Origin of the sequence: Pseudomonas sp. TMW22089, assembly GCF_022496645.1 — a bacterium.
GTDB lineage: Bacteria > Pseudomonadota > Gammaproteobacteria > Pseudomonadales > Pseudomonadaceae > Aquipseudomonas > Aquipseudomonas paraversuta.
In genome coordinates this window covers 99,238-122,809 of the sequence record NZ_SCFG01000006.1, presented here as the reverse complement: position 1 = coordinate 122,809, position 23,572 = coordinate 99,238, and the positions used below count along the sequence as shown (strand labels likewise).

General features: G+C 59.3%; 22 protein-coding genes. 19 read left to right on the top strand and 3 right to left on the bottom strand.

What is annotated here, in order from left to right; all coding sequences use genetic code 11:
• Nucleotides 1-157: 157 nt before the first annotated feature.
• The 14 genes from EQV90_RS08430 to EQV90_RS08365 all read left to right on the top strand — a co-directional run bounded on the left by EQV90_RS08430 (nucleotide 158) and on the right by EQV90_RS08365 (nucleotide 15,639).
• The gene (locus EQV90_RS08430) at nucleotides 158-1,780 is read left to right on the top strand and encodes a methyl-accepting chemotaxis protein (RefSeq protein ID WP_003440311.1); all 1,623 of its coding nucleotides are present in this window, start codon (nucleotides 158-160) and stop codon (nucleotides 1,778-1,780) included.
• Entirely contained in the window at nucleotides 1,780-2,295 is a 516-nt protein-coding gene (locus EQV90_RS08425; protein WP_003440313.1) for a chemotaxis protein CheW, read from the top strand. Before EQV90_RS08430 ends, EQV90_RS08425 begins: the two co-directional genes overlap by 1 nt.
• Nucleotides 2,292-3,560 carry a CheR family methyltransferase gene (locus tag EQV90_RS08420; protein ID WP_240877978.1) on the top strand — a complete coding sequence of 423 codons (1,269 nt, stop codon included), beginning with the start codon at nucleotides 2,292-2,294 and terminating at the stop codon, nucleotides 3,558-3,560. Before EQV90_RS08425 ends, EQV90_RS08420 begins: the two co-directional genes overlap by 4 nt.
• Nucleotides 3,557-4,243: a chemotaxis protein CheW gene (locus EQV90_RS08415; RefSeq protein ID WP_003440318.1), complete on the top strand. Its 687-nt coding sequence runs from the start codon at nucleotides 3,557-3,559 to the stop codon at nucleotides 4,241-4,243. Before EQV90_RS08420 ends, EQV90_RS08415 begins: the two co-directional genes overlap by 4 nt.
• Nucleotides 4,240-6,528 carry a hybrid sensor histidine kinase/response regulator gene (locus EQV90_RS08410; protein WP_202210989.1) on the top strand — a complete coding sequence of 763 codons (2,289 nt, stop codon included), beginning with the start codon at nucleotides 4,240-4,242 and terminating at the stop codon, nucleotides 6,526-6,528. Before EQV90_RS08415 ends, EQV90_RS08410 begins: the two co-directional genes overlap by 4 nt.
• Nucleotides 6,525-7,535, top strand: a complete 1,011-nt coding sequence (locus tag EQV90_RS08405) for a chemotaxis response regulator protein-glutamate methylesterase (protein ID WP_240877977.1) — start codon at nucleotides 6,525-6,527, stop codon at nucleotides 7,533-7,535. The genes EQV90_RS08410 and EQV90_RS08405 overlap by 4 nt, the downstream gene beginning before the upstream one ends.
• Nucleotides 7,536-7,587: 52 nt before the next feature.
• On the top strand, nucleotides 7,588-8,589 hold the full coding sequence (locus EQV90_RS08400; RefSeq protein WP_003440323.1) for a PleD family two-component system response regulator: 1,002 nt from the start codon (nucleotides 7,588-7,590) through the stop codon (nucleotides 8,587-8,589).
• 200 nt (nucleotides 8,590-8,789) lie between these two features.
• Nucleotides 8,790-9,885 (top strand): peptide chain release factor 2 gene (prfB, locus tag EQV90_RS08395; RefSeq protein WP_100917176.1). Its coding sequence is split into 2 segments (ribosomal slippage): nucleotides 8,790-8,861 and nucleotides 8,863-9,885, totalling 1,095 coding nucleotides; the frame shifts between segments, so codons are not numbered across the junction.
• A 116-nt stretch (nucleotides 9,886-10,001) separates the two neighbouring features.
• On the top strand, nucleotides 10,002-11,504 hold the full coding sequence (lysS, locus tag EQV90_RS08390) for a lysine--tRNA ligase (RefSeq protein ID WP_003440329.1): 1,503 nt from the start codon (nucleotides 10,002-10,004) through the stop codon (nucleotides 11,502-11,504).
• 193 nt (nucleotides 11,505-11,697) lie between these two features.
• Nucleotides 11,698-12,414 carry a TetR family transcriptional regulator gene (locus EQV90_RS08385; RefSeq protein WP_003440331.1) on the top strand — a complete coding sequence of 239 codons (717 nt, stop codon included), beginning with the start codon at nucleotides 11,698-11,700 and terminating at the stop codon, nucleotides 12,412-12,414.
• Nucleotides 12,415-12,426: 12 nt separating this feature from the next.
• Nucleotides 12,427-12,975 (top strand): hypothetical protein, encoded by a 549-nt coding sequence (locus EQV90_RS08380; protein ID WP_240877976.1) that lies wholly within the window; start codon nucleotides 12,427-12,429, stop codon nucleotides 12,973-12,975.
• A 31-nt stretch (nucleotides 12,976-13,006) separates the two neighbouring features.
• The gene (locus tag EQV90_RS08375; RefSeq protein ID WP_003440336.1) at nucleotides 13,007-14,284 is read left to right on the top strand and encodes a flavohemoglobin expression-modulating QEGLA motif protein; all 1,278 of its coding nucleotides are present in this window, start codon (nucleotides 13,007-13,009) and stop codon (nucleotides 14,282-14,284) included.
• A gap of 126 nt (nucleotides 14,285-14,410) precedes the next feature.
• The gene (locus EQV90_RS08370) at nucleotides 14,411-15,322 is read left to right on the top strand and encodes an alpha/beta hydrolase (RefSeq protein ID WP_161717990.1); all 912 of its coding nucleotides are present in this window, start codon (nucleotides 14,411-14,413) and stop codon (nucleotides 15,320-15,322) included.
• A complete protein-coding gene (locus tag EQV90_RS08365; protein WP_010655975.1) occupies nucleotides 15,319-15,639 on the top strand; it encodes a hypothetical protein in 321 nt (106 codons plus the stop codon). The genes EQV90_RS08370 and EQV90_RS08365 overlap by 4 nt, the downstream gene beginning before the upstream one ends.
• A gap of 101 nt (nucleotides 15,640-15,740) precedes the next feature.
• Here EQV90_RS08365 and EQV90_RS08360 read toward each other — a convergent pair whose 3' ends face one another.
• Both EQV90_RS08360 and EQV90_RS08355 read right to left on the bottom strand, forming a co-directional pair.
• The gene (locus tag EQV90_RS08360; RefSeq protein ID WP_003440342.1) at nucleotides 15,741-16,520 is read right to left on the bottom strand and encodes an OmpA family protein; all 780 of its coding nucleotides are present in this window, start codon (nucleotides 16,518-16,520) and stop codon (nucleotides 15,741-15,743) included.
• 64 nt (nucleotides 16,521-16,584) lie between these two features.
• Complete coding sequence (locus EQV90_RS08355) at nucleotides 16,585-16,998, bottom strand: DUF4398 domain-containing protein (protein WP_003440344.1); 414 nt, start codon at nucleotides 16,996-16,998, stop codon at nucleotides 16,585-16,587.
• Between the two features lie 271 nt (nucleotides 16,999-17,269).
• Between EQV90_RS08355 and ppc the strand changes: the two genes are divergently transcribed.
• The 5 genes from ppc (at nucleotide 17,270) to EQV90_RS08330 (ending at nucleotide 22,914) form a co-directional block, all read left to right on the top strand.
• Entirely contained in the window at nucleotides 17,270-19,900 is a 2,631-nt protein-coding gene (gene ppc, locus EQV90_RS08350) for a phosphoenolpyruvate carboxylase (RefSeq protein WP_010655974.1), read from the top strand.
• A gap of 285 nt (nucleotides 19,901-20,185) precedes the next feature.
• A complete protein-coding gene (gene adk, locus EQV90_RS08345) occupies nucleotides 20,186-20,833 on the top strand; it encodes an adenylate kinase (RefSeq protein WP_003440349.1) in 648 nt (215 codons plus the stop codon).
• Between the two features lie 94 nt (nucleotides 20,834-20,927).
• Nucleotides 20,928-21,605 (top strand): tRNA (adenosine(37)-N6)-threonylcarbamoyltransferase complex dimerization subunit type 1 TsaB, encoded by a 678-nt coding sequence (tsaB, locus tag EQV90_RS08340; RefSeq protein WP_010655973.1) that lies wholly within the window; start codon nucleotides 20,928-20,930, stop codon nucleotides 21,603-21,605.
• 144 nt (nucleotides 21,606-21,749) lie between these two features.
• Complete coding sequence (locus EQV90_RS08335; RefSeq protein ID WP_003440351.1) at nucleotides 21,750-22,046, top strand: hypothetical protein; 297 nt, start codon at nucleotides 21,750-21,752, stop codon at nucleotides 22,044-22,046.
• A 4-nt stretch (nucleotides 22,047-22,050) separates the two neighbouring features.
• Entirely contained in the window at nucleotides 22,051-22,914 is an 864-nt protein-coding gene (locus EQV90_RS08330) for a DUF72 domain-containing protein (protein WP_003440353.1), read from the top strand.
• On the opposite strand, the gene EQV90_RS08325 is transcribed toward EQV90_RS08330, so the two are convergent.
• The gene (locus tag EQV90_RS08325; protein WP_003440355.1) at nucleotides 22,911-23,531 is read right to left on the bottom strand and encodes a hypothetical protein; all 621 of its coding nucleotides are present in this window, start codon (nucleotides 23,529-23,531) and stop codon (nucleotides 22,911-22,913) included. The two genes, EQV90_RS08330 and EQV90_RS08325, sit on opposite strands and share 4 nt — an antisense overlap.
• Nucleotides 23,532-23,572: the final 41 nt, after the last annotated feature.

The following is a 23,572-nucleotide window of genomic DNA, read 5'->3' as shown; positions in this document are numbered from 1 at the left end:
CATTTTCAAATGCCGGACAGCTCGCGATCAAGCTCGCTCCTGCAGCTTTATGAATATTTTTGCAGATTGCTGTGAGATCAGTCTCAGCGCCCATACGAATCCTCGCGTACCCTCGGCTATACTCCCCATCATTTGAATGGCTCCCCGAGGATTGACTGTGAAGAACTGGACGTTGCGCCAACGCATTTTGGCGAGCTTTGCGGTAATCATCGCCATCATGTTGTTGATGGTCGTCGCGGCTTATTCTCGCCTGCTTTCAATCGAAAGCAGCGAAGAGACAGTCCGGGCCGACTCGATTCCCGGGGTCTATTACAGCTCGATGATTCGCAGTGCCTGGGTGGACAGTTACGTCTTGACCCTGCAACTGGTGGGCTCGTCCAACCAGCGCGACCTGAACAATGAAGACCGCAAACTGTACGCCAGCTACGAAGAACGGCTGAAGCTTGAGCTGGAGAACTATCGCGGCACCATTTTCGATAAAAACGATCGCGCCGCGTTCGATGAGTTTGAGCGGCTGCATCAGCAATACGCGCAGATTCTGGCGAACGTGCTTGAACTGTACCAGGCCAAGCAATTCGCCCAGGCCCATACCATGGTCACCGAGCAATTGGCGCCGGCCTGGATGGCTGGACGCAAACAGCTCAACAGTGTAATTGACGCCAATCGCTCCTCGGCTTCCGAAGCCACCGAAAACATTGCTCATTCAGTCATGACCGCCAAAGTCAGCATGCTGGTCTCGCTGCTGATTGCCGTACTCGCCGCCGCCCTCTGCGGCTATCTGTTGCTAAAAGCGATCATGTCGCCCATGAAGCGTATTGTTTCGATTCTGGAAGTGATGCGTTCCGGTGACCTGAGTTCGCGCCTGAACCTGGAGCGTAAAGACGAGTTCGGCGCGGTAGAAACCGGCTTCAACGACATGATGACCGAGCTGACCTCTTTGGTGTCACAAGCCCAGCGCTCCTCGGTGCAGGTCACCACCTCGGTCACCGAAATTGCCGCGACCTCCAAGCAGCAACAAGCCACCGCGACTGAAACCGCGGCCACCACCACGGAAATTGGCGCGACTTCCCGCGAAATCGCAGCCACTTCCCGTGATCTGGTACGCACCATGACCGAAGTCACCTCGGCTGCCGATCAGGCGTCGATCCTGGCCGGCTCCGGGCAGCAGGGTCTGGCGCGCATGGAAGAAACCATGCATCAGGTCATGGGCGCCGCCGATCTGGTCAACGCCAAACTGGCGATCCTTAACGAGAAGGCCGGCAACATTAACCAGGTGGTAGTGACCATTGTTAAAGTGGCCGACCAGACCAACCTGTTGTCTCTGAACGCTGCCATCGAAGCAGAGAAGGCCGGTGAGTATGGCCGTGGCTTCGCCGTGGTCGCCACTGAAGTCCGCCGCTTGGCCGATCAGACCGCCGTGGCCACTTACGATATCGAACAGATGGTGCGCGAGATTCAGTCAGCGGTCTCGGCTGGCGTAATGGGCATGGACAAATTTTCGGAAGAAGTCCGCCGCGGCATGTTCGAAGTGACCCAGGTGGGTGAGCAGCTATCGCAGATCATCCATCAGGTTCAAGCGTTGGCCCCGCGGGTGCTGATGGTCAATGAGGGCATGCAGGCCCAGGCCACAGGCGCGGAGCAGATCAACCTTGCACTGGTACAACTGGGGGATGCCAGCAGCCAGACCGTCGAGTCTCTGCGTCAGGCCAGCTTTGCGATCGATGAGCTCAGCCAGGTTGCCGTCGGGCTGCGCAGCGGCGTTTCGCGTTTTAAAGTCTGATGAGCGATCCTCGGGCCAAATCCAGCGGTGGGGGAGCGCCGAACAATCGCCTGTTCCTGGTGTTTCATATCGGCGATGAACGTTATGCCTTGCCGGCCACCGATGTGGTCGAAGTGCTGCCGCTTCTCCCGCTAAAACCTATTGCCCATGCCCCGGCATGGGTGGCTGGCGTGTTTACCCATCGCGGGCAGGTGGTGCCGGTGATCGATATCAGCGCCATGACGTTCGGCCAGGCCGCTGTGGCCCGCACCAGCACCCGGCTGGTGCTGGTCAACTATCGCGGGCAAGTACTGGGTTTGATGCTTGAGCAGGCCAGCGACACGTTGCGCTGCAACCCCGCGGACTTTCAGCCCTATGGCCTGGATAACCGCGATGCGCCGTATCTGGGCCCCGTGCGCAGTGACCAGCATGGGCTTGTGCAATGGATCAGTATCGATGAACTGCTGAGCCCGGCGGTTTCTGCGCTGATCTTCGCCGCGCACCCGGATGACACCGGCCCACAGGTGTACCCATGAACGCCGATCAGCGGTTTTTCGATTTTTTGAAGAAATGCATCGGTCTGGATGTGGCTTCAGTAGGTCCGGCCATCATCGAACGTGCTGTTCGTCAGCGCTGCATGGCGTTGAACATGCTTGACCATGATGATTACTGGCGGCGTTTGATCAGCTCCCAGGATGAACAGCAAGCCCTGATCGAATCGGTGATCGTGCCCGAAACCTGGTTCTTCCGTTACCCCGAATCATTTTCCACCCTGGGGCGCCTGGCCAGAAAGCGCCTGGCCGAAATCGGCAGTCGCCGGACCCTGCGTATCTTGAGCCTGCCCTGTTCAACCGGTGAAGAGCCCTATTCGATTGCAATGGCGCTGTTTGATGCCGGTTTTGCCGCGTATCAATTCAAGGTGGACGCGCTGGATGTCAGCCCGCTTTCGGTGCAGCGGGCTCAGTCTGCGCGGTACGGAAAAAACTCATTTCGCGGGCAGCAAACGGATTTTCGCGAGCGCTATTTCAGCCTTGTGGACGACGCTTATCAACTGTCGAACAGGGTCTGCGAGCAGGTCAGTTTTCACGTCGGTAACTTGCTGGACCCGGCCCTGCTGGCCAGTTACCCACCCTATGATTTTGTATTTTGTCGCAACCTGCTGATCTATTTCGACCTTAAAACCCAGCAGCAGGCACTGGATGTGCTCAAGCAATTGACCCGTACCGATGGCGTGCTGTTTATCGGTCCGGCCGAGGGCAGCCTGCTGGGCCGGATGGGCATGCGTTCGATCGGTGCGCCGCAGTCGTTTGCTTTTTGCCATAGCCACGAGCCATTACCCGCGGCCCGCCCGGTGCTGGCCGAATTCAAGCCGCTGGTCCGTCCGCAACCGCCAGCGGCGCCACCGGTCATCCGGCCATTTGCCCCGCGCCCCCAGTCCTTGGCCCCGCGCCAAACGGACTCGCAGGCTGCTGAGCCCAAGGCCCTGCTTGAACAAATTGCGCTGCTGGCCAATGCCGGCAAGAGCAGCGAGGCCCGTGCTGCCTGCGAGCAATTACTGCAATTGCATGGCCCGCAGGCCCAGGCCTATTACTGGCTGGGTTTGCTCAGTGACGTCCAGGGCCAGACGGCTCAGGCCCAGGGGTTTTATCGCAAGGCGTTGTACCTGGAGCCCCAGCATGCAGAAGCCCTGGCACACCTGGCGGCCTTGCTGGCCTCACAGGGTGATGTAACAGGCGCTCAACGCTTGCAGGAGCGCGCGGCCCGTAATGAGCGATCCGTTCACAGTGAGCGTAAACAATGAGCGGTTTAACAGCCCAGAACTTGATCCACTCCGAAGCGCAGGACATTGATGACTGCTGGAACCGTATCGGCATCTTCGGCGATAAATCCTGTGCGCTGCTGGCTGAACATATCCATTGTCGTAACTGCTCGGTGTATTCGGCTGCGGCCACCCGCTTGCTGGACCGCTACTCGTTTGAGCAGGAGCATGTGGCCCAATACTCCCCCCGGGAGCTTGAGCGAAAAGTGGCGACCCGCTCGCTGATGATCTTTCGTCTTGGGGATGAATGGCTGGGACTGGCGACGCGCTATCTGGATGAAGTGGCCCCGCTGCAGTCGATCCATTCACTGCCGCACCAGCGTTCACGTGCGCTGTTGGGGGTAGCCAATGTGCGCGGCGCCCTGGTGCCCTGTTTGTCGCTGGTCGAGCTACTGGGCCTGGACCCGACATTGGCGGGGCCGGCATCGCTGCGGATCATGCCGCGCATGCTGATCCTGGCCGCACAAGGCGGGGCAGTGGTATTGCCGGTGGATGAAGTGGATGGCATCCACAACATTGAAGAATCTGTTTTGAATGGCGCGTCACTCTCGGGCGAGCAGGCCAGTGCCAAGTACACCCGTGGCGTATTGCTGTGGAAAACCCGCAGCCTGCGCTTGCTGGACGAAGAGCAATTACTGGGCGCGATCGCCCGGAGCCTGACATGACCCCCGAGCAAATGCGTGACGCCTCGTTGCTTGAGTTGTTCAGTCTTGAGGCCGAGGCCCAGACCCAGGTCCTGAATGCCGGCCTGTTGGCGCTGGAGCGTAACCCGACTCAGGCCGACCAGCTCGAAGCCTGCATGCGCGCGGCCCACTCCCTCAAGGGGGCGGCGAGAATTGTCGGCGTGGATGCCGGGGTCAGCGTTTCCCATGTCATGGAGGATTGCCTGGTCAGTGCCCAGGAAGGCCGTCTGTACCTGCAGCCCGAGCATATTGATGCCTTGTTGCAGGGCACTGACTTGTTGATGCGTATTGCCACACCAGGCAGTGCCAATGTCGGCCCGGCCGACATTGATGCCTATGTCGGGCTGATGAACCGCTTGCTTGATGGCGGCGACAGCCATGTCTCGGTGGCGCCCCCGGCGTTCGACGTGTCGCAGCTGTTGCTGCCCCCGGAGCCGGCCGTGCCTGTGGTTGAGCTGGCGCTGGAGGCTGACACCGCTCCGGAGCCTGGTCTTCGGTCCCGGCGCCGTACTGATACTGGCGAACGGGTGTTGCGGGTCACCGCCGAGCGGCTCAACAGTTTGCTCGATCTGTCCAGCAAGTCATTGGTCGAAACCCAGCGGCTCAAGCCTTATCTGGTGACGTTGCAGCGCCTCAAACGCATGCAAAACAGCGGTCTGAAAGCATTGGACTACCTGCGCGACCAGCTCAAAGTGCTGGATCTGAGCCATGAAGCGCAAGAGGCCTTGACTGATGCGCGGCGGATACTGGCTGAGTCCCAGCATTTGCTGAGTGAACAGACTGCCGAACTCGACGAATTTGGCTGGCAGGCCGGCCAGCGCGCGCAATCGCTGTACGACACCGCGCTGGCGTGCCGCATGCGGCCATTTGCCGATGTGCTGGTCGGTCAGGAGCGCATGGTCCGTGATTTGGGGCGCGCCCTGGGCAAACAGATCCGCCTTGAAATCGATGGCGAGAAAACCCAGGTCGACCGTGATGTACTGGAAAAACTCGAAGCGCCGCTCATCCATTTGCTGCGCAATGCCGTCGATCACGGGATTGAAACGCCGGAACAGCGGCTGCTGGCCGGCAAACCTGCCGAAGGCCTGATTCGTTTGCGCATCTCCCATCAGGCGGGTTTGCTGGCGCTGCAGTTGAGTGATGACGGCGCGGGTGTTGATCTTGAGCGTTTACGCCAGACCATTGTCGAGCGCCAGTTGTCGACGGCTTCCACCGTGGCACAGCTGAGCGAAGAGGAACTGCTGGCCTTTCTCTTTCTGCCGGGCTTCAGCCTGCGCGACACCGTGACCGAAGTCTCCGGACGCGGCGTCGGGCTGGATGCGGTGCAACACATGGTGCGCCTGCTGCGGGGCGCAATCGTCCTGGAGCAGACTTCGGGGCAGGGCAGTCGTTTCAGTCTGGAAGTGCCGCTGACCCTGTCCGTGGTACGCAGTCTGGTGGTTGAAGTGGCCGACGAAGCCTATGCCTTTCCACTGGCGCACATCGAGCGCATGCGCGACTTGATGCCCGATGAAATCGTGCAGCTCGAAGGTCGCCAGCATTTCTGGCACGAAGGGCAGCACGTGGGGCTGGTGGCTGCCAGCCAACTGTTGCAGCGCCCTCCAAGCCAGAGCGAGGATGAAACCCTCAAGGTGGTGGTCATTCGCGAGCGTGATGTGGTGTATGGCGTGGCCGTCGAGCGTTTTATCGGTGAGCGCACGCTGGTGGTTCTGCCCCTCGATCCGCGCCTGGGCAAGGTGCAGGATATTTCGGCCGGAGCCTTGCTCGACGACGGGTCTGCGGTACTGATTGTCGATGTCGAAGACATGCTGCGATCCGTGGACAAACTGCTCAATACCGGGCGACTGGAGCGAATTGACCGGCGTAACCGCCACGCCGCGCAACTGACCCGCAAACGCATTCTGGTGGTGGATGACTCGCTGACGGTACGCGAGTTGCAGCGCAAACTACTGATCAACCGGGGCTACGAAGTGGCCGTGGCCGTTGATGGCATGGACGGCTGGAACGCCTTGCGGGCCGAGCACTTCGATTTATTGATCACCGACATCGACATGCCGCGCATGGATGGCATCGAACTGGTCACGCTGTTACGACGTGACAACCGTTTGCAATCAATGCCGGTGATGGTGGTTTCGTATAAAGATCGGGAAGAGGACCGCCGGCGCGGACTGGATGCCGGGGCCGACTATTATCTAGCGAAAGCCAGTTTCCATGACGATGCTCTGCTTGATGCAGTGGTTGAGCTCATTGGAGGAGCTCAACCATGAAAATTGCCATCGTTAACGACATGCCCATGGCAGTTGAAGCCTTGCGCCGGGCGCTGGCTTACGAGCCTGCCCATCAAGTGCTCTGGGTGGCCGCCAACGGCCTGGAAGCCGTGCAACGCTGTGCCGAGAACACCCCGGACCTGATCCTGATGGACCTGATCATGCCGGTGATGGACGGCGTCGAGGCTACGCGGCGGATCATGGCTGAAACCCCGTGCGCCATTGTCATAGTGACGGTTGACCGTGAACAGAATGTCCATCGCGTGTTCGAGGCCATGGGCTTTGGCGCGATGGATGTAGTGGACACTCCCGTGCTGGGAGGAAGTAACCCCAGGGAAGCGGCCGCGCCCTTGCTGCGCAAGATCCTCAATATTGGCTGGTTGATCGGGCAAAGTGAAAAAAGCGTCACCCCGGTTTCTGCCCAGCCCCGGATCTCGGGTGTTCGGGGCGGGCTGGTGGCTATCGGTTCGTCGGCAGGCGGCCCGGCCGCCCTCGAAAGCCTGCTCAAGGGGCTACCGAGGAACTTTGCGGCGGCCATTGTGCTGGTCCAGCATGTTGATCAAGTCTTTGCGGCCGGGATGGCCGAGTGGTTGAGCAGCTCGTGCGGTCTGGACGTGCGCCTGGCGCGACACGGTGAGACGCCACAGGCGGGGACGGCTCTGCTGGCCGGGACCAACCACCACATCCGGTTGTTGAAGAACGGCACCCTGGCCTATACCGCCGAGCCGGTAAACGAGATTTATCGACCCTCGATCGATGTATTTTTTGAAAGTGTTGCCAGGCACTGGCATGGTGATGCGGTGGGTGTTTTGTTGACCGGCATGGGGCGTGACGGGGCTCAAGGGCTCAAACTCATGCGCCAGCAAGGTTTTCTCACCATCGCCCAGGATCAACTGAGCAGTTCGGTGTATGGCATGCCCAAAGCGGCAGCCGCCATCGATGCCGCGGTTGAAATTCGCCCCTTGGACATGATTGCGCCACGCTTGCTGGAGATATTTGCCAAATGACTGGTAAAACCCCGCTGGACTGGCTTGAAGGTGGTAATTCAGGTGAACGCGCATGAGTGACTTGCAGTTGGACGACGTTAAAACTGACGAAAACTCGGCCATGGTGTTGCTGGTAGACGATCAGGCGATGATCGGCGAAGCCGTACGTCGCGGGCTGGCGCTGGAGCAGAACATAGATTTCCATTTCTGTGCCGATCCCCATCAGGCCATTGCCCAGGCGATCCGCATCAAGCCGACGGTGATCCTGCAGGATCTGGTCATGCCGGGGCTTGATGGCTTGACCTTGGTGCGCGAATACCGCAACCACCCGGCCACGCAGAATATCCCGATCATCGTGCTTTCCACCAAAGAAGACCCGTTGATCAAAAGTGCGGCCTTCGCGGCCGGGGCCAATGACTATCTGGTGAAACTGCCCGATAACATTGAGCTGGTGGCCCGTATTCGCTACCACTCGCGCTCTTACATGACGTTGTTGCAACGTGATGCTGCATACCGGGCGTTGCGGGTCAGTCAGCAGCAATTGCTGGATACCAATCTGGTATTGCAGCGGCTGATGAACTCCGACGGCCTGACCGGGCTGTCCAATCGCCGGCATTTCGATGAGTACCTGGAGCTGGAGTGGCGCCGCGCCTTGCGTGAGCAGACCCAGCTGTCCTTGTTGATGATCGACGTCGACTATTTCAAGTCCTATAACGATAGCTTCGGTCATCTGGATGGCGACGAAGCATTGCGCAAAGTGGCCGCGGCCATTCGCGATGCCAGTAGCCGTCCTTCCGACTTGCCGGCCCGCTATGGGGGTGAAGAGTTTGCCATTGTGTTGCCCAACACCTCCCAGGGCGGTGCCCGGCTGGTGGCGGAAAAACTGCGCCAGGCGGTGCAGGGGCTAATAATCCCGCATATATCGCCTGCTCCCGGCAGCAGCCTGACCATCAGCATTGGCCTGGCTACCCTTACCCCGCAGCAGGGCGGCACCTGCCGTGAGCTGATTTCCGCAGCGGACAAAGGGCTGTACCTGGCCAAGAACAACGGTCGTAACCAGGTAGGAATCTCGTAGCCGCTGCCGCAGGCTGCCAAGGGTTGCGTAGCAACCCGTTTCCTTGAGGCCCACCGCGGCCTCGTCGCAGCCCGACAGCGACTACAGATGATCCAGAGCTGAATTCATCGAGCCTTAACCCCGCCAGACGGGCTGCTGATACGGGCTGTTTCCGGTATACTCCCCGGCTTTGTAAAAATCGCCTACGAGTGCCGCCAGCCATGGAAATCAACCCGATCCTTAACAGCATCAAGGACCTGTCAGAGCGCTCCGAAACTATTCGGGGGTATCTTTGACTACGATCAAAAGCATGAGCGTCTGACCGAAGTCAATCGCGAGCTTGAAGATCCGAGTGTCTGGAACAACCCTTCGTACGCCCAGGAGCTGGGGCGCGAGCGCTCCCTGCTGGCGCAGATCGTTGAAACCCTCGATGAGATGCACACAGGTCTGGCCGATGCCAAAGACTTGCTGCTGATGTCCGCCGAGGAAGAAGATCAGGCCGCTGTCGATGACGTTGCCGCAGAAGTCGAACGTCTGCGCGAAGCCCTTGAAAAACTCGAATTCCGCCGCATGTTCAGTGGTGAGATGGACGCCAACAACGCTTACCTGGACATTCAGGCAGGCTCTGGCGGTACCGAAGCGCAAGACTGGGCCAATATCCTGTTGCGGATGTATTTGCGCTGGGCCGACAAGCGCGGCTTCGATGCCACCATCATGGAACTGTCTGCCGGTGAAGTGGCCGGGATCAAAGGCGCAACTGTACACATCAAGGGCGAATACGCATTTGGTTGGTTGCGCACCGAGATTGGCGTCCATCGTCTGGTCCGTAAAAGCCCTTACGATTCGGGCAACCGTCGTCATACCTCGTTCTCGGCCGTATTCGTATCGCCGGAAATCGACGACAACATCGAAATCGACATCAACCCGTCAGACCTGCGGATCGATACCTATCGTTCCTCCGGTGCCGGTGGTCAGCACGTAAACACCACCGACTCGGCCGTTCGTATTACCCACGTTCCGAGCAACACCGTGGTGTGCTGCCAGAACGAACGATCCCAGCATGCGAACAAAGACACCGCGATGAAAATGTTGCGGGCGCGTCTTTACGAGCAGGAAGTGCAGAAGCGTAATGCTGCCTCTCAGGCCCTGGAAGATACCAAGTCGGATATCGGCTGGGGACACCAGATCCGCTCGTACGTACTCGACGCCTCGCGGATCAAGGATTTGCGTACCAACATCGAGCGCAGCGATTGCGACAAGGTACTCGACGGCGATATCGACGAATACCTGATTGCCAGCCTGAAACAAGGGCTGTAAGTCGCGCAACAACACGTAAAGTGCGCAGCCGGTGCGATGCCTTCAAGGCGCGCCAAAGCCCGCTTCCCCCTGTCGCAAGGCGGGGGCAACGAACCTGTGATGGAATTTTTTAAGACATGAGCGACCAACAACTCGACCCGCAAGACCTGCAACAGGAAGAAAATACCCTGATCGCCCTGCGCAAGGAAAAACTTGCAGCCGAGCGCGCCAAGGGCAATGCCTTCCCGAATGACTTCCGTCGCGACAACTACTGCGCCGATCTGCAGAAGAAGTACGCCGACAAGACCAAGGAAGAGCTGGCTGAAGCCGGTATTCCGGTCAAGGTTGCCGGTCGCATCATGCTTAACCGTGGCTCGTTCATGGTGATCCAGGACATGACCGGGCGCATCCAGGTCTACGTCAACCGCAAGACCCTGCCGGAAGAAACCCTGGCCGCCGTGAAGACCTGGGACCTGGGCGACATCATTGCCGCCGAAGGCACCCTGGCCCGTTCCGGCAAAGGCGACCTGTACGTTGAAATGACCAATGTGCGCCTGCTGACCAAATCCCTGCGCCCGCTGCCGGACAAGCACCACGGTCTGACCGACACCGAGCAGCGCTACCGCCAGCGTTACGTTGACCTGATCGTCAACGAAGAAGTGCGCCACACCTTCCGTGTGCGTTCCCAGGTGATTGCGCACATTCGCAGCTTCCTGATGCAGCGCGACTTCCTTGAAGTGGAAACGCCGATGCTGCAAACCATCCCGGGTGGTGCAGCGGCCAAGCCGTTCGAGACCCATCACAACGCTCTGGACATGGACATGTTCCTGCGCATCGCGCCTGAACTGTTCCTCAAGCGTCTGGTGGTTGGCGGTTTTGAAAAAGTGTTCGAGATCAACCGCAACTTCCGTAACGAAGGTGTCTCGACTCGTCACAACCCAGAATTCACCATGCTGGAGTTCTACCAGGCTTACGCCGATTACGAAGACAACATGGACCTGACCGAAGAGCTGTTCCGTGAACTGGCTCAGCTGGTTCTCGGGACTACCGACGTGCCGTACGGCGACAAGGTGTTCCACTTCGGCGAGCCGTTCGTGCGTCTGTCGGTGTTCGACTCGATTCTCAAGTACAACCCCGAGCTGACCGCCGATGACCTGAACGACATCGACAAGGCTCGCGCCATTGCCAAGAAAGCCGGGGCCAAGGTGCTGGGCTTTGAAGGTCTGGGCAAGCTGCAGGTAATGATTTTCGAAGAGCTGGTCGAGCACAAGCTGGAACAGCCGCACTTCATTACCCAGTACCCGTTCGAAGTGTCGCCGCTGGCCCGTCGTAACGACGACAACCCGAACGTGACTGACCGTTTTGAACTGTTTATCGGTGGCCGTGAAATCGCCAACGCTTACTCCGAGCTCAACGATGCAGAAGACCAGGCCGAGCGCTTCATGGCCCAGGTAGCTGACAAGGACGCGGGCGATGACGAAGCCATGCACTACGACGCCGACTTCGTACGCGCACTGGAATACGGCATGCCGCCGACTGCCGGTGAAGGTATTGGCATTGACCGTCTGGTGATGCTGTTGACCAACTCACCGTCGATTCGCGATGTCATCCTGTTCCCGCACATGCGGCCACAGGCGTAACGCTAGAAAATAAAAAGCCGCCGACTGAGGCGGCTTTTTATTGCCTGACACCCGGTGATGCGCCGATTCTGGGAGCTGGCTTGCCAGCGATGCAGGGAACATGGTTTTTAGTTGATGTAATCGCCGGCAAACCGGCCCCACAGCCAACCAGTCTCGTCAGTGGCACCATTGTCTTCAACACAAGGAGTCTTTCGTGAACCTAGCCAGGGCTCAAGAAGGGGCGGCGCATGTCGCTACGGCGGTAGCCGAAAGTGTTCAGTATCAAGGGCGCAAGGCCAGTCGCCACGGCAGTGAGCAGCGCCGCCAGCAGATTCTCGATGCGGCCATGCGCATTGTTGTGCGTGACGGCGTGCGTGGCGTGCGGCACCGGGCGGTTGCGGCTGAAGCAGGGGTGCCGTTGTCGGCGACCACCTATTACTTCAAAGACATCGATGACCTGCTTAATGACACCTTCGCCCAATATGTCGAACGCAGCGCAGCCTTTATGGCCAAGCTGTGGCTGAGCACTGAAGGCCAACTGCGTGAACTGGTGGCCTATGGCGATGGCAGCCCGCAATCTCGCGCGCAACTGGCCGATGAAATCGCCCGCATGGCCGCCCACTATATCCAGCACCAGTTGCTTACCCGTCGCGAGCACCTCATGGCGGAACAGGCTTTCCTCCAGGCGGCGTTGCTCAACCCGCGCCTGGCGGTTCTGGTCAGGGCTCATCAACAGATTTTATGGCAGGGTACGTGCCAGATATTACAGGTGCTGGGCTCGAAACAACCGCAGCAGGACGCCAATGTCTTGACGGCGATAATCGGTCGGATGGAATATCAGGACCTGCTTAACGGTGCGCAGCCAGAGGCCGATGCTGGCCGACTCGCTACTCTCACGCGTTACATGCACTTGGTACTGGCCGCTCTATAGAAGGATGCAGGCATGAAAGCTTGGCGCGTAATGCTTATGGCACTGTCGTTTTTAATGTTGAACGGTTGTCTGGTGACCTTTAACGAGGCACCGCTGGTGGCCGAGACAGCGCCCCGGCAGCTGCTTGGAAAATGGGTCAGCAAGGATGCCTGGGGGCAGGCGCGCAACCTGTTGATCAGCGCCATCGACAAACAACACTATCAGGCAGTGGTCTACCCCGCGGGTGAGCCCAAGGCCCAGGAACGCTACAGGTTCATCGTCGCTCGTCATGGCAGCCGCTGGTACGCATCGGCCGCGCTGCCGGAAAAGCTGGGTGGCCACTACACCCTGAGCGGTTTTGAACTGACCGACAGCAATGAACTGGTGGTCTACGATCTTGATCTGGACCAGATCAAACAGGCCATTGGCCAGTCGGCATTGAGCGGTGACGCCATCGAAACCGCCGAAGGCCCCGGCGCATTGATCAACAGCCCGTCGGCCAAGGTCTTTGCCTACCTGGATGATCCGGCCAACTCCGACGTATTCGTGGAAGCTGCCCGCTATCAACGTGTGGTCAAGTAACCCAACATTAAGCCCATTCAAGGAGCACCGGGTGGACGACTACCAGCGCACGATTCGCACATTGTCAGACCGTATCGTACTGGCGCAAACACCGATCCGCGTACTGGATGCGGTGAAGTGGGACGACAGCATCCGTCAGGGTTTCTTCAAGGCCAAGGGCAAGGAAATGCCGGCGGTCAATCGCGACTATTACCTGGGGCGGCCGCTGTCCTTTGACTCCGGGGCGGTAAAGCTGGAGTTCCAGAACATCGAGCGCGATATCACCCGCCAGCTGGGGCAATTCAACCCGGTCGGGCAGATCATGCGCCGCATGTGCAAAGAGTACCGCATGGTGGTGCGCATGCTCGAAGCCCGTGGCACTGAAGACTTCGGGCTGATTTCCCAGGAGCTGTACGGGGCTGCGTCCGACGCCTTCCATGCCGGCGACCCGACGCTGGCCGATCTGGGGCTGATGATGTCCGATTACCTGGACAACATCGACGGGCGCGGCGACCTCAAGGACGAAGCCAAGACCCTGACCGCCAAAGATGCCGTGGGCCTGCTGCAAAGTCGCTTGAACAAGGTGTTTGGCGAGGCCGAGGAAACCATCCGGGTATTCGAGTCCGACGGTATTGTTGCGGACGCTGCGGCGGGGGCGGATTACATCAAGATTCGCGCCGACGCGATGTTCAACGAGCGCGACGTGCGGGCGCTGGAGGTGCATGAGGGGCTGGTGCATGTGGGCACTACGCTCAACGGGCAGAACCAGCCGATATGCACCTTCCTCGCCAAAGGCCCGCCATCCTCGACGGTGACCCAGGAAGGCCTGGCGATCTTGATGGAAATCATCACCTTTGCCTCCTACCCGAGCCGCCTGCGCAAACTGACCAATCGCACCCGCGCTATCCATATGGTGGAAGAGGGCGCCGACTTCATGCAGGTTTACGAGTTCTTCCGTGAGCAAGGCTTTGAAATGTCGCAAAGCTATGGCAATGCCAGTCGGGTTTTCCGCGGCTCGGTGCCAAATGGCCTGCCATTTACCAAAGACTTGTCCTACCTCAAGGGCTTCATCATGGTTTACAACTACATTCAGCTGGCCGTGCGTAAAGGCAAGCTGGAGCAAGTACCGTTGTTATTCTGTGGCAAGACCACCCTGGAAGACATGCGAACCCTGCGCCAACTGGTGGATGAAGGCCTGGTGGTAGCGCCCAAGTACCTGCCCGAACAGTTCCGTGACATGAACGCACTGGCGGCCTGGATGTGCTTCTCCAACTTCCTCAACCATCTGAGCCTGGACCGGATTGAAGCGGATTACTCCAACATCCTGTAACCCTTGAACAGCCGGTAGTCGCTGACCCAGGCTGCGAAGGAGTGCGAAGCAATCCGTTATTCTGAAAACCATACGCACGGACCTCATCGCGGCCTTGGGCAGCGACTACAAATGGTGACTTGTTAGATGAAAATCCTGGCTGCCCTCTGCCTGCTGTTGACCCTCAGCGGATGCAGCTCATTGCTGTTCTACCCCGAACCCGGCCAGCCGATTACGCCAACTGCCGCGGGTTTGAAATATCGTGATGTAACCCTCACCGCCGCCGATGGCACGCGCCTGCATGGCTGGTGGCTGCCCGCCAAAGCCGGGGTGCCGCTCAAGGGCACGGTGCTGCACCTGCATGGAAATGGCGGCAACCTGGCCTATCACCTGGGCGCCACTGCCTGGTTGCCCGAGCAGGGTTATCAGGTGTTGATGCTCGATTATCGCGGCTACGGCCTGTCCGCGGGCGAGCCCGGTTTGCCTGCGATCTATCAGGACATCGACGCCGCTTTCGAGTGGTTGCAGCAACAACCCGAAACCCGGGGTCAGCCACTGATCGTGCTGGGGCAAAGCCTGGGCGGGGCGATGGGTGTGCATTACCTGAGCCGGCACCCTGAGCAGCGGGCCCGGATCAAGGCCATGGTGCTCGATGGAGTACCGGCCAGCTATCGTGAAGTGGGGCAATTTGCCTTGAGCACTTCGTGGCTGACCTGGCCCCTGCAAGTCCCTTTGTCATGGCTGGTGCCCGATGCAGACAGCGCCGTGTATGCCATGCCGGAAATGGGCGGGGTACCGATGCTGATCTTCCACAGCATGGATGACCCGATCGTGCCGCTTTCCAATGGTCTGCGACTGTATCAAGCTGCGCCCCCGCCCAAGGTGTTGCAACTGACGCGCGGCGGTCATGTACAGACGTTTGCCGACCCGACCTGGCGTCAAGTGATGCTGCGTTACCTGGATGACCCGCAACACTTCAATGGCGTACGGCGCTTGGGCGAAATCCCCAATTACCCCGCCTCACCCGATTCGATTAATGCTGCAGAGAGCCCGCAATGAGTGAAGAACGCAACGCCATCCCCCTGATCATTACCGGTATTTGCACCATCATCGGCACCGTGGGGGCCCTGTGGTACTACGGTTACCTGCACTTTGCCAAACCCGAAGACGCACTGCTGCTCAGCGACTTCACCATGCTCAAGACTATCCCCGGGGAGGACTACAAGGTGTCGCTGACGCCGGCCAATCAGGTGGCGCAGTGCATCGATGGCATCGTCGTACTGTTCGACACCGAGCAAAAAGGTCTGACCGGGGTGCTGGTCAACAACAAGAAACAAGCGGTGCACTGTCTGGTCCAGAAGGCCCCGCAACCCTAAGAGCGAACGCTTGAACAGCCTGCTCCTGCAGGATTGCAGTTGCTCACAAAAAAGCCCCGCCTGATTGCTCAGGCGGGGCTTTTTATTTTGCGCTTACAGACTTACTTCATCGACGAGCGCGGAGCTACCGGCTGGTTGTCGTTGGAGATGGTCACTTCAACCCGGCGGTTCTGGGCACGGCCCGAGTTGCTGTTGTTGTCAGCCACCGGATATTCCTTGCCGTAGCCCTGGGCGACGATGCGCGTAGGATCTACCCCGGCACGCACCAGCGCCGCCTTGACGGCGTTTGCACGACGTTCAGACAGGTTCTGGTTGTACGAAGCCGAACCCTTGCTGTCGGTATAACCTTCAACAATCACCTTGCGGTCCGGGTTTTTGATCAGGTAGTTGGACAGTGTGGTGATGCTGTCACGGCTGTTGGGCTTGAGGCTTGCCTTGTCGAAATCAAACAGCACGTCACCGAAGGTCACCAGAGTGCCGCGTTCGGTCTGCTTGGCGTTCATGCCTTGCAGTTGCTTGATCTGCGCATCACGGGCGTCCAGCAGTGCTTGAGAACGGGCCGCTGCGGAGTTGTTCAACTGGTTTTCAGCAGTACGCAACGCAATGGTCTGCTTGGCCACTTCAACCCGCTGGTTGGTCAGATAGGCCAGCTGGTCCACTTTGCTGTCATCCTCTTTGTCCATGTAGGCCTTTTGCGCCTTGTCCAGCCATTCGCTGGCATCCTTGGTTTCCAGCGCGGCTACCTTGGTGGCTTGCGGGTTGGCCTGCAGGGCCGAGAAATTGGTCTGGGCATTTTCCAGGTTGACGTTCGGCTGGTGGGAGCATGCAGCCAGGCCAACGCTTAGAGCCAGCAGGGCGGGGATCAGTACTTGATTACGCATAATGTTTGTCCTTTATATCGATTAGGAATGCTGTGTCTGGGCCAGAGGCAAAAAGGGGCAGCGCTTATTGAACGCTGCGCATACCTTCCTGACGCAGTTCCTGGACGGCTTTCTGAGCATCCTGTACGGCCTTCTCGGCTTTTGCGGCCTGGGCTTTGCGCTCTGCTACGCGGGCATCCCATTCCGCTTGTTCAGACAGACGACGGGCGTCTTTGTAGTTCTTGTCATGCATGGCCATCTCGGCCTGCTTGAGCTTGTCCTGTGCCGACTTCATTTCTACCGGAGCGTATTCAGTGCCACCAGCGCTTACGGCGTTGTTGACCGCTGCCTGGGTCACTGCGTACTGCTCCGACGGAGGATTGCCAGCGCAACCGGCCAGAACGAAGCTGGCACCGAGTGCCAGCGCGGCCAGTTTTAGCCCGCGCAGGCGAGGCGAGTTGGTTTTGACAGTGCGGGTCATCATGGTCTTCGACTCCATTGGGAAGCTCCTTATAAAAATCAAGTTCCATCACGACTAAGGCATCACACGGGAGTGTTGGAACACAGGTGCAAGAGGTGATGGTTATTGGCTGTGACCCGAACGATTTTTGAATAGTTCAAATTAAATGGTGGCGCATTGCCTAAAAAATTCTGACCGTTTGGTCAGGCGTTTTTTACAGGCTTTGGCACGGGATCTCTTGTCAAAAGCAGTCCTCGCAACGCACTCTTGGGCAGGAGCTGGTCCCCGGAATCTGCTGGAGAAATTGCTGATGACCGATATTGATGCACGCTTGCGCGATGATGTTCACCTGCTGGGTGAACTGTTGGGAAATACCATTCGTGACCAGTACGGCGAAGCATTTCTCGCCAAGATCGAGCGTATCCGCCAAGGGGCCAAGGATGACCGGCGCGGCACCACGGGCGAGGAGCTGAGTGCCATTCTGGATGCCCTGGGCGACGATGAAGTTCTCCCCGTTGCGCGGGCGTTCAACCAGTTTCTGAACCTGGCGAACATCGCCGAGCAATACCAGCTGATTCACCGTCGCGAAGAAGGCCAGCCGCAACCGTTCGAGTCGCTGGTGCTGCCCACCTTGCTGACCCGGCTGCTGGACGAAGGGCATGACCCTGACACCCTGGCGCGGCAAATCGGTCGTCTCGACATCGAGCTGGTGCTCACGGCCCATCCCACTGAAGTCACGCGCCGTACCCTGATCCAGAAGTACGATGCCATTGCCGAACAACTCGCAGCCCAGGACCATCGCGACCTGACCCAGGCCGAAAAGTCCCGGATCGAGCAGCGTCTGCAACGCTTGATAGCCGAGGCCTGGCACACCGAAGAAATCCGCCGTACCCGACCCACCCCGGTGGACGAGGCCAAGTGGGGCTTCGCGGTCATTGAGCACTCCTTGTGGCAAGCCGTGCCGCATATGCTGCGCAACGCCGATCAGGCGCTGCACGCGGCCACCGGCCTGCATTTGCCTTTGGAAGCGGCGCCTGTGCGTTTTGCTTCCTGGATGGGCGGCGACCGTGACGGCAACCCCAATGTCACAGCCAGTGTGACTCGCGAAGTGCTGTTGCTGGCGCGCTGGATGGCGGCTGACCTGTACCTGCGTGATATCGACAAACTGGCTGCCGATCTGTCGATGCAGCAAGCCACTGCCGAACTGCTGGCGGTAGCCGGGGATGGCGCCGAACCGTATCGCGCGGTCCTCAAGCAGTTGCGTGAGCGGCTGCGGGCGACCCGCAACTGGGCGCATAACGCCTTGAGCAGCGCCCAGCCTGCACCGGACGGGGTGTTGCAGGACAACCGCGATCTGCTGGCACCGTTGCAACTGTGCTACCAGTCGTTGCATGCCTGCGGCATGGGGGTAATTGCCGACGGGCCGCTACTTGATTGCCTGCGTCGTGCGGTGACGTTTGGCTTGTTTCTGGTGCGCCTCGATGTACGCCAGGATGCGGCCCGCCACGCCTCGGCCATGACTGAAATCACCGATTATCTGGGCCTGGGCCGCTATGAAGACTGGGACGAAGATGCACGTCTGACCTTCCTCAACCGCGAACTGGCCAACCGTCGACCGCTGTTGCCGGGTTACTTCAAACCCGGGGCCGACACTGCCGAAGTGCTGGCCACCTGTCGCGAAGTGGCTGCAGCACCGCAGGCTTCGCTGGGCTCCTATGTAATCTCGATGGCGGGGGCTGCCTCTGACGTGCTGGCGGTGCAACTGCTGCTTAAAGAAGCTGGGCTGGAGCGCCCGATGCGCGTGGTGCCGTTGTTCGAAACCCTGGCCGACCTCGACAATGCAGGGCCGGTGATCGAACGCCTGCTGCTGTTGCCGGGGTACCGCGCACGCCTGCATGGCCCGCAGGAAGTGATGATCGGTTATTCCGATTCGGCCAAGGATGCGGGCACCACCGCAGCGGCCTGGGCGCAATATCGGGCCCAGGAAAAACTGGTCAATATCTGCCGCGAGCAAGAGGTTGAACTGTTGTTGTTCCATGGTCGCGGTGGCACCGTGGGCCGTGGCGGCGGTCCTGCCCATGCGGCGATTCTGTCGCAGCCGCCGGGCTCTGTGGCGGGGCGATTCCGTACCACCGAGCAGGGCGAAATGATTCGCTTCAAGTTCGGTTTGCCGGACATCGCCGAGCAAAATCTCAACCTCTATCTGGCCGCAGTGCTGGAAGCCACTTTACTGCCGCCGCCGTTGCCCGAGCCGGGCTGGCGGGTGCTGATGGACGAGCTGGCTGGCGATGGGGTCGAGGCCTACCGCGCAGTGGTGCGGGACAATCCGCAGTTCGTTGAATACTTCCGCCAGTCCACCCCCGAGCAGGAGCTGGGCCGCTTGCCGCTGGGCAGTCGTCCGGCCAAGCGCCGGGCAGGGGGGATTGAAAGCCTGCGTGCCATTCCGTGGATTTTTGGCTGGACCCAGACCCGTCTGATGTTGCCCGCATGGCTGGGTTGGGAGACCGCATTGAGCCGGGCGCTGGAACGGGGGGAGGGCGAACAGCTGGCACAAATGCGCGAGCAGTGGCCGTTCTTTCGGACCCGTATCGACATGCTGGAAATGGTCCTGGCCAAGGCCGATGCCGACATCGCACGGCTCTATGACGAGCGTCTGGTAGATCAGGAACTACTGCCATTGGGTGCGCATTTGCGCGACTTATTGTCGCAGGCGTGTTCGGTGGTGCTAGGTTTGACCGGTCAATCGCAATTGATGGCGCACAGCCCGGACACTCTGGAGTTCATCCGTTTGCGCAACACCTACCTGGATCCCCTTCATCTATTGCAGGCAGAACTTCTGGCCCGTTCAAGGCGCCAGCAAGCGGCCCAGGACAGCCCTCTGGAACAAGCGTTGCTGGTAACTGTGGCCGGGATTGCTGCCGGCTTGCGTAACACCGGTTAAGCCAAAAGCAAGACGGGTTGTCGTGCAACGGGCCCGGGAGCGCTGAAGATTTGCTGCGGATCCCCGGGCTCGCACGACACTTTTTTGTAGGGTTGCGAGCTGCGACACCTGGCCGCAAGTGCGCGTTTGCTAGAGATTATTCCTGGTTTGGCCTGCTTGTGTGGGCCGGGCCTGCTGTGTATCTTGATCAGCCCTTGGCCGTTTTGACGGCCATAACCCGATTTTGAGATTGGCCCAAAGAGGCGAGTCTGTTGTCATTTAAATAAAAATTTGAGGAGCATATCGATGCGCGTAATTCTGCTGGGAGCTCCCGGGGCCGGTAAAGGTACTCAGGCAAAGTTCATCACTGAAAAATTTGGCATCCCGCAAATCTCCACCGGCGACATGTTGCGTGCAGCGGTAAAGGCCGGCACCGAACTGGGCCTGATCGCTAAGAGCGTGATGGACAGTGGTGGTCTGGTATCTGATGACCTGATCATCAATCTGGTTAAAGAGCGTATCAGCCAGCAAGACTGCAAAAACGGTTTCCTGTTCGACGGTTTCCCGCGCACCATTCCGCAAGCCGAAGCACTGGTTAAAAACGGCGTCGAGCTGGATCACGTGATTGAAATCGCGGTTGACGACGAAGAAATCGTTCAGCGCATTGCCGGTCGTCGTGTTCACGAAGCCTCTGGCCGGGTTTACCACACCATCTACAACCCGCCAAAGGTTGAAGGCAAGGACGACGTAACTGGCGAAGAGCTGATCCAGCGCAAGGACGACACTGAAGAAACAGTTCGTCATCGCCTGTCGGTTTACCATTCGCAAACCAAGCCGCTGGTAGCCTTCTACCAGAACCTGGCTGAGACTCAAGGCAAGCCGAAGTACAGCCACATCGAAGGTGTAGGCTCGGTTGAAGCCATCACCGGCAAGGTACTTGAAGCGCTGAGCTGATCGTCGAATTGCTCTGATACAACAGCCCGCTTGCGGGCTGTTGTTGTTTATACTGCTGCACTTTTTTCAATTCTCAATTCTGACGGGAACACCGATGAGCACCTTGCTGGCCCTGGATACCGCGACTGAAGCTTGCTCTGTTGCCCTGCTGCATGATGGCAAGGTCACGAGCCACTACGAGGTGATCCCGCGCCTGCATGCGCAAAAGTTGTTGCCGATGATTAAAGACCTGCTGGCTGAGGCCGGGGTTGAACTGTCAGCCGTCGAAGCCATTGCTTTCGGGCGCGGGCCGGGAGCCTTTACCGGGGTGCGGATTGCCATTGGCGTGGTGCAAGGTCTGGCCTTTGCCCTGGAGCGCCCGGTGTTGCCGATCTCCAACCTGGCGGTATTGGCCCAGCGTGCCCATCGCGAGCATGGCGCGACCCAGGTGGCGTCGGCCATTGATGCGCGCATGGACGAAGTGTATTGGGGTTGCTACCGCGAGCAGGCGGGTGAAATGCGTCTGGAGGGTGCTGAAGCCGTATTGCCACCGGAAGTGGCCGCCTTGCCTGCCGGTGCCGGCGGTGACTGGTTTGGCGCGGGGACCGGCTGGGGTTATGCCGAGCGTTTGAACGTCAAACCCTACGCGATGGATGCGGGCATGTTGCCCCATGCTGAAGACCTGCTGACCCTGGCCCGCTTTGCCTGGGAGCGCGGTGAAGCAATCGCCGCCGACCTGGCGCAGCCGGTGTACCTGCGTGACAAGGTAGCCACTCCAAAAGCAGAGCGTTGATCGGGACAGGCAGCACAGCCCATTCCCTGTAGGCGCTGGCTTGCCAGCGATACAGGCAACGCGGTTTATCAGGCAGGGCGGCGGGGATTTGCTTACTTGGCCCAACGTCGCTAAATTGCCTTTATCGCTACCGAGCAAGCAGCCATGCGCATAGACGGCTTTTCCTCCCGGTCCTACCCCGTCAAGCGCAAGCAGCGTAAAGATCAGGCGCTGGTTGATGAGTCGGTGGAGGACAGCGAAACCACGTTTGAAAGCGCCCCCCAAACTGCTCGCACGCCACCCTCCGGTGAGCGTATTAACTCGTTCCCCGTCCGTTCTCAAGACATGATCTTCCAGCGCTCCATGAGCAAAAGCGCGGCCAGCGCCCTGGCCAGTTATTTGACGACTGCCGGCTTCGTCGATTGGGAAATAGAAGAGCAGGTGCTGGACCTGTACATTTGAGCCCATGAAAGATCTTCCTTACTATCTGGGTTGCCCGTCCTGGAGCGAAAGCGCCTGGCGCGAAGGGCTGTACCCGCAGAATGCCCGGCCAGCGGAATTTCTGGGCCTGTACGCTCAGGTCTTCAACGCTGTCGAAGGCAATACCACTTTCTATGCCCGTCCCGCGCCAGCCACTGTCGAGCGCTGGGCACAAAGCCTGCCCGGACATTTTCGCTTTACTGCCAAGTTCCCCAGGGATATCAGCCACGGCGGTGATCTGCGTGAACAAAATCATGCGGCCGAAGATTTCCTGCAGTTGTTGCGACCTCTTGGGGCGCGCGTAGCGCCACTTTGGCTACAACTCCCGGCCAGCTTCGGGCCTCAGCGTCTGGCAGAGCTGGCGAGCTTCATGGACGCTCTGGAGCGCCCGTTAGCGGTGGAAGTGCGCCACCCTGAGTTCTTCGCCAAAGGGGATAGCGAACGCTTGCTCAATCGCTTGCTCAAAGATCGCGGGGTGGAGCGTATTTGCCTGGATCCGCGGGCGCTGTTCAGCTGCACTTCGACCGATCCGGCGGTGCTCCACGCCCAGGCGAAAAAGCCCAGGGTGCCGCCCCGTCCGGCAGCCTTCACTCAATTCCCGCAAGTGCGTTTTATTGGCCGGCCGGAGCTGCAAGCCAACGACCCGTATTTAGTGCCCTGGATTGACAAAGTCGCGGGCTGGATCGAGGAAGGGCGCACGCCTTACGTGTTTCTTCATACGCCGGACAATCACCGCGCTCCGGAACTGGCGCGGCGCTTTCATCAACAGTTGAGCGAAAGATTACCGGGGTTGCCCGCATTACCCGAGTTGCACCAACCCCAGGCGACAGAACAACTGGGACTGCTTTAAGCCGCCAGGCGCATATTGTTGATGACCAATGGTCTGGCCCAGCCAAGATCGAAGTCCATGGCCCGTTGTTGCTCGATCAGGGTCAGGGGGTCGAACGGCTCGGCAGGCTTGTCGAGCAAGTCCATTTCAAACTCGGCAATCGGCAGATGCAACGGCCGTGGTTCAGGCCCCGGGCCCGGATCAGGCAGCGGATGGCCGAAAGCCATAACCCTCGGGCGTACCCAGGTGGTTTCGAAGTCCTGTTGATGCTGCTGTGCACTCACTTGTTCTGCGGCAAAGGGTGTGGCGGGCGGTGGCAGCAAATCCGGATCGAACTCGGCAATCGGTAAAAACAACGCTTCAGGGGGCTGCAGTTCGGTGTCCTGCACCTGGCAATGTCGCTGGGTCACGATATTGCCCAGCAGGTCGCTGCCACCCCGGGGCTCAACCTGCTCCTCCACGGCCTGCGGGGTTGCTTCAATCGCAGGGAACTCCGACGTCGCGCATTGTTCGGCCAATGCCTGGGCGTAAAAGTCCTTCCACAGGTGGTTGACGCTACCCGTGATCTGCGAATTGTGCCGGCCAAAGTCGCCAATTGGGGCGATAAAGCCGATGGATGTGCAATGAATGTCTGACATAGCTCTCGGTCGACGCCCGGCTCTGGCAAAATGCCGGATAT

What these genes read in the sequence shown, in the direction of transcription:
- EQV90_RS08425 (WP_003440313.1), top strand. Translation starts at nt 1,780, where the DNA reads ATGAGCGATCCTCGGGCCAAATCCAGCGGTGGGGGAGCGCCGAACAAT.
- EQV90_RS08420 (WP_240877978.1), top strand. Translation starts at nt 2,292, where the DNA reads ATGAACGCCGATCAGCGGTTTTTCGATTTTTTGAAGAAATGCATCGGT.
- EQV90_RS08415 (WP_003440318.1), top strand. Translation starts at nt 3,557, where the DNA reads ATGAGCGGTTTAACAGCCCAGAACTTGATCCACTCCGAAGCGCAGGAC.
- EQV90_RS08410 (WP_202210989.1), top strand. Translation starts at nt 4,240, where the DNA reads ATGACCCCCGAGCAAATGCGTGACGCCTCGTTGCTTGAGTTGTTCAGT.
- EQV90_RS08405 (WP_240877977.1), top strand. Translation starts at nt 6,525, where the DNA reads ATGAAAATTGCCATCGTTAACGACATGCCCATGGCAGTTGAAGCCTTG.
- EQV90_RS08400 (WP_003440323.1), top strand. Translation starts at nt 7,588, where the DNA reads ATGAGTGACTTGCAGTTGGACGACGTTAAAACTGACGAAAACTCGGCC.
- lysS (WP_003440329.1), top strand. Translation starts at nt 10,002, where the DNA reads ATGAGCGACCAACAACTCGACCCGCAAGACCTGCAACAGGAAGAAAAT.
- EQV90_RS08380 (WP_240877976.1), top strand. Translation starts at nt 12,427, where the DNA reads ATGAAAGCTTGGCGCGTAATGCTTATGGCACTGTCGTTTTTAATGTTG.
- EQV90_RS08370 (WP_161717990.1), top strand. Translation starts at nt 14,411, where the DNA reads ATGAAAATCCTGGCTGCCCTCTGCCTGCTGTTGACCCTCAGCGGATGC.
- EQV90_RS08365 (WP_010655975.1), top strand. Translation starts at nt 15,319, where the DNA reads ATGAGTGAAGAACGCAACGCCATCCCCCTGATCATTACCGGTATTTGC.
- EQV90_RS08360 (WP_003440342.1), bottom strand. Translation starts at nt 16,520, where the DNA reads ATGCGTAATCAAGTACTGATCCCCGCCCTGCTGGCTCTAAGCGTTGGC.
- EQV90_RS08355 (WP_003440344.1), bottom strand. Translation starts at nt 16,998, where the DNA reads ATGGAGTCGAAGACCATGATGACCCGCACTGTCAAAACCAACTCGCCT.
- ppc (WP_010655974.1), top strand. Translation starts at nt 17,270, where the DNA reads ATGACCGATATTGATGCACGCTTGCGCGATGATGTTCACCTGCTGGGT.
- adk (WP_003440349.1), top strand. Translation starts at nt 20,186, where the DNA reads ATGCGCGTAATTCTGCTGGGAGCTCCCGGGGCCGGTAAAGGTACTCAG.
- tsaB (WP_010655973.1), top strand. Translation starts at nt 20,928, where the DNA reads ATGAGCACCTTGCTGGCCCTGGATACCGCGACTGAAGCTTGCTCTGTT.
- EQV90_RS08335 (WP_003440351.1), top strand. Translation starts at nt 21,750, where the DNA reads ATGCGCATAGACGGCTTTTCCTCCCGGTCCTACCCCGTCAAGCGCAAG.
- EQV90_RS08330 (WP_003440353.1), top strand. Translation starts at nt 22,051, where the DNA reads ATGAAAGATCTTCCTTACTATCTGGGTTGCCCGTCCTGGAGCGAAAGC.
- EQV90_RS08325 (WP_003440355.1), bottom strand. Translation starts at nt 23,531, where the DNA reads ATGTCAGACATTCATTGCACATCCATCGGCTTTATCGCCCCAATTGGC.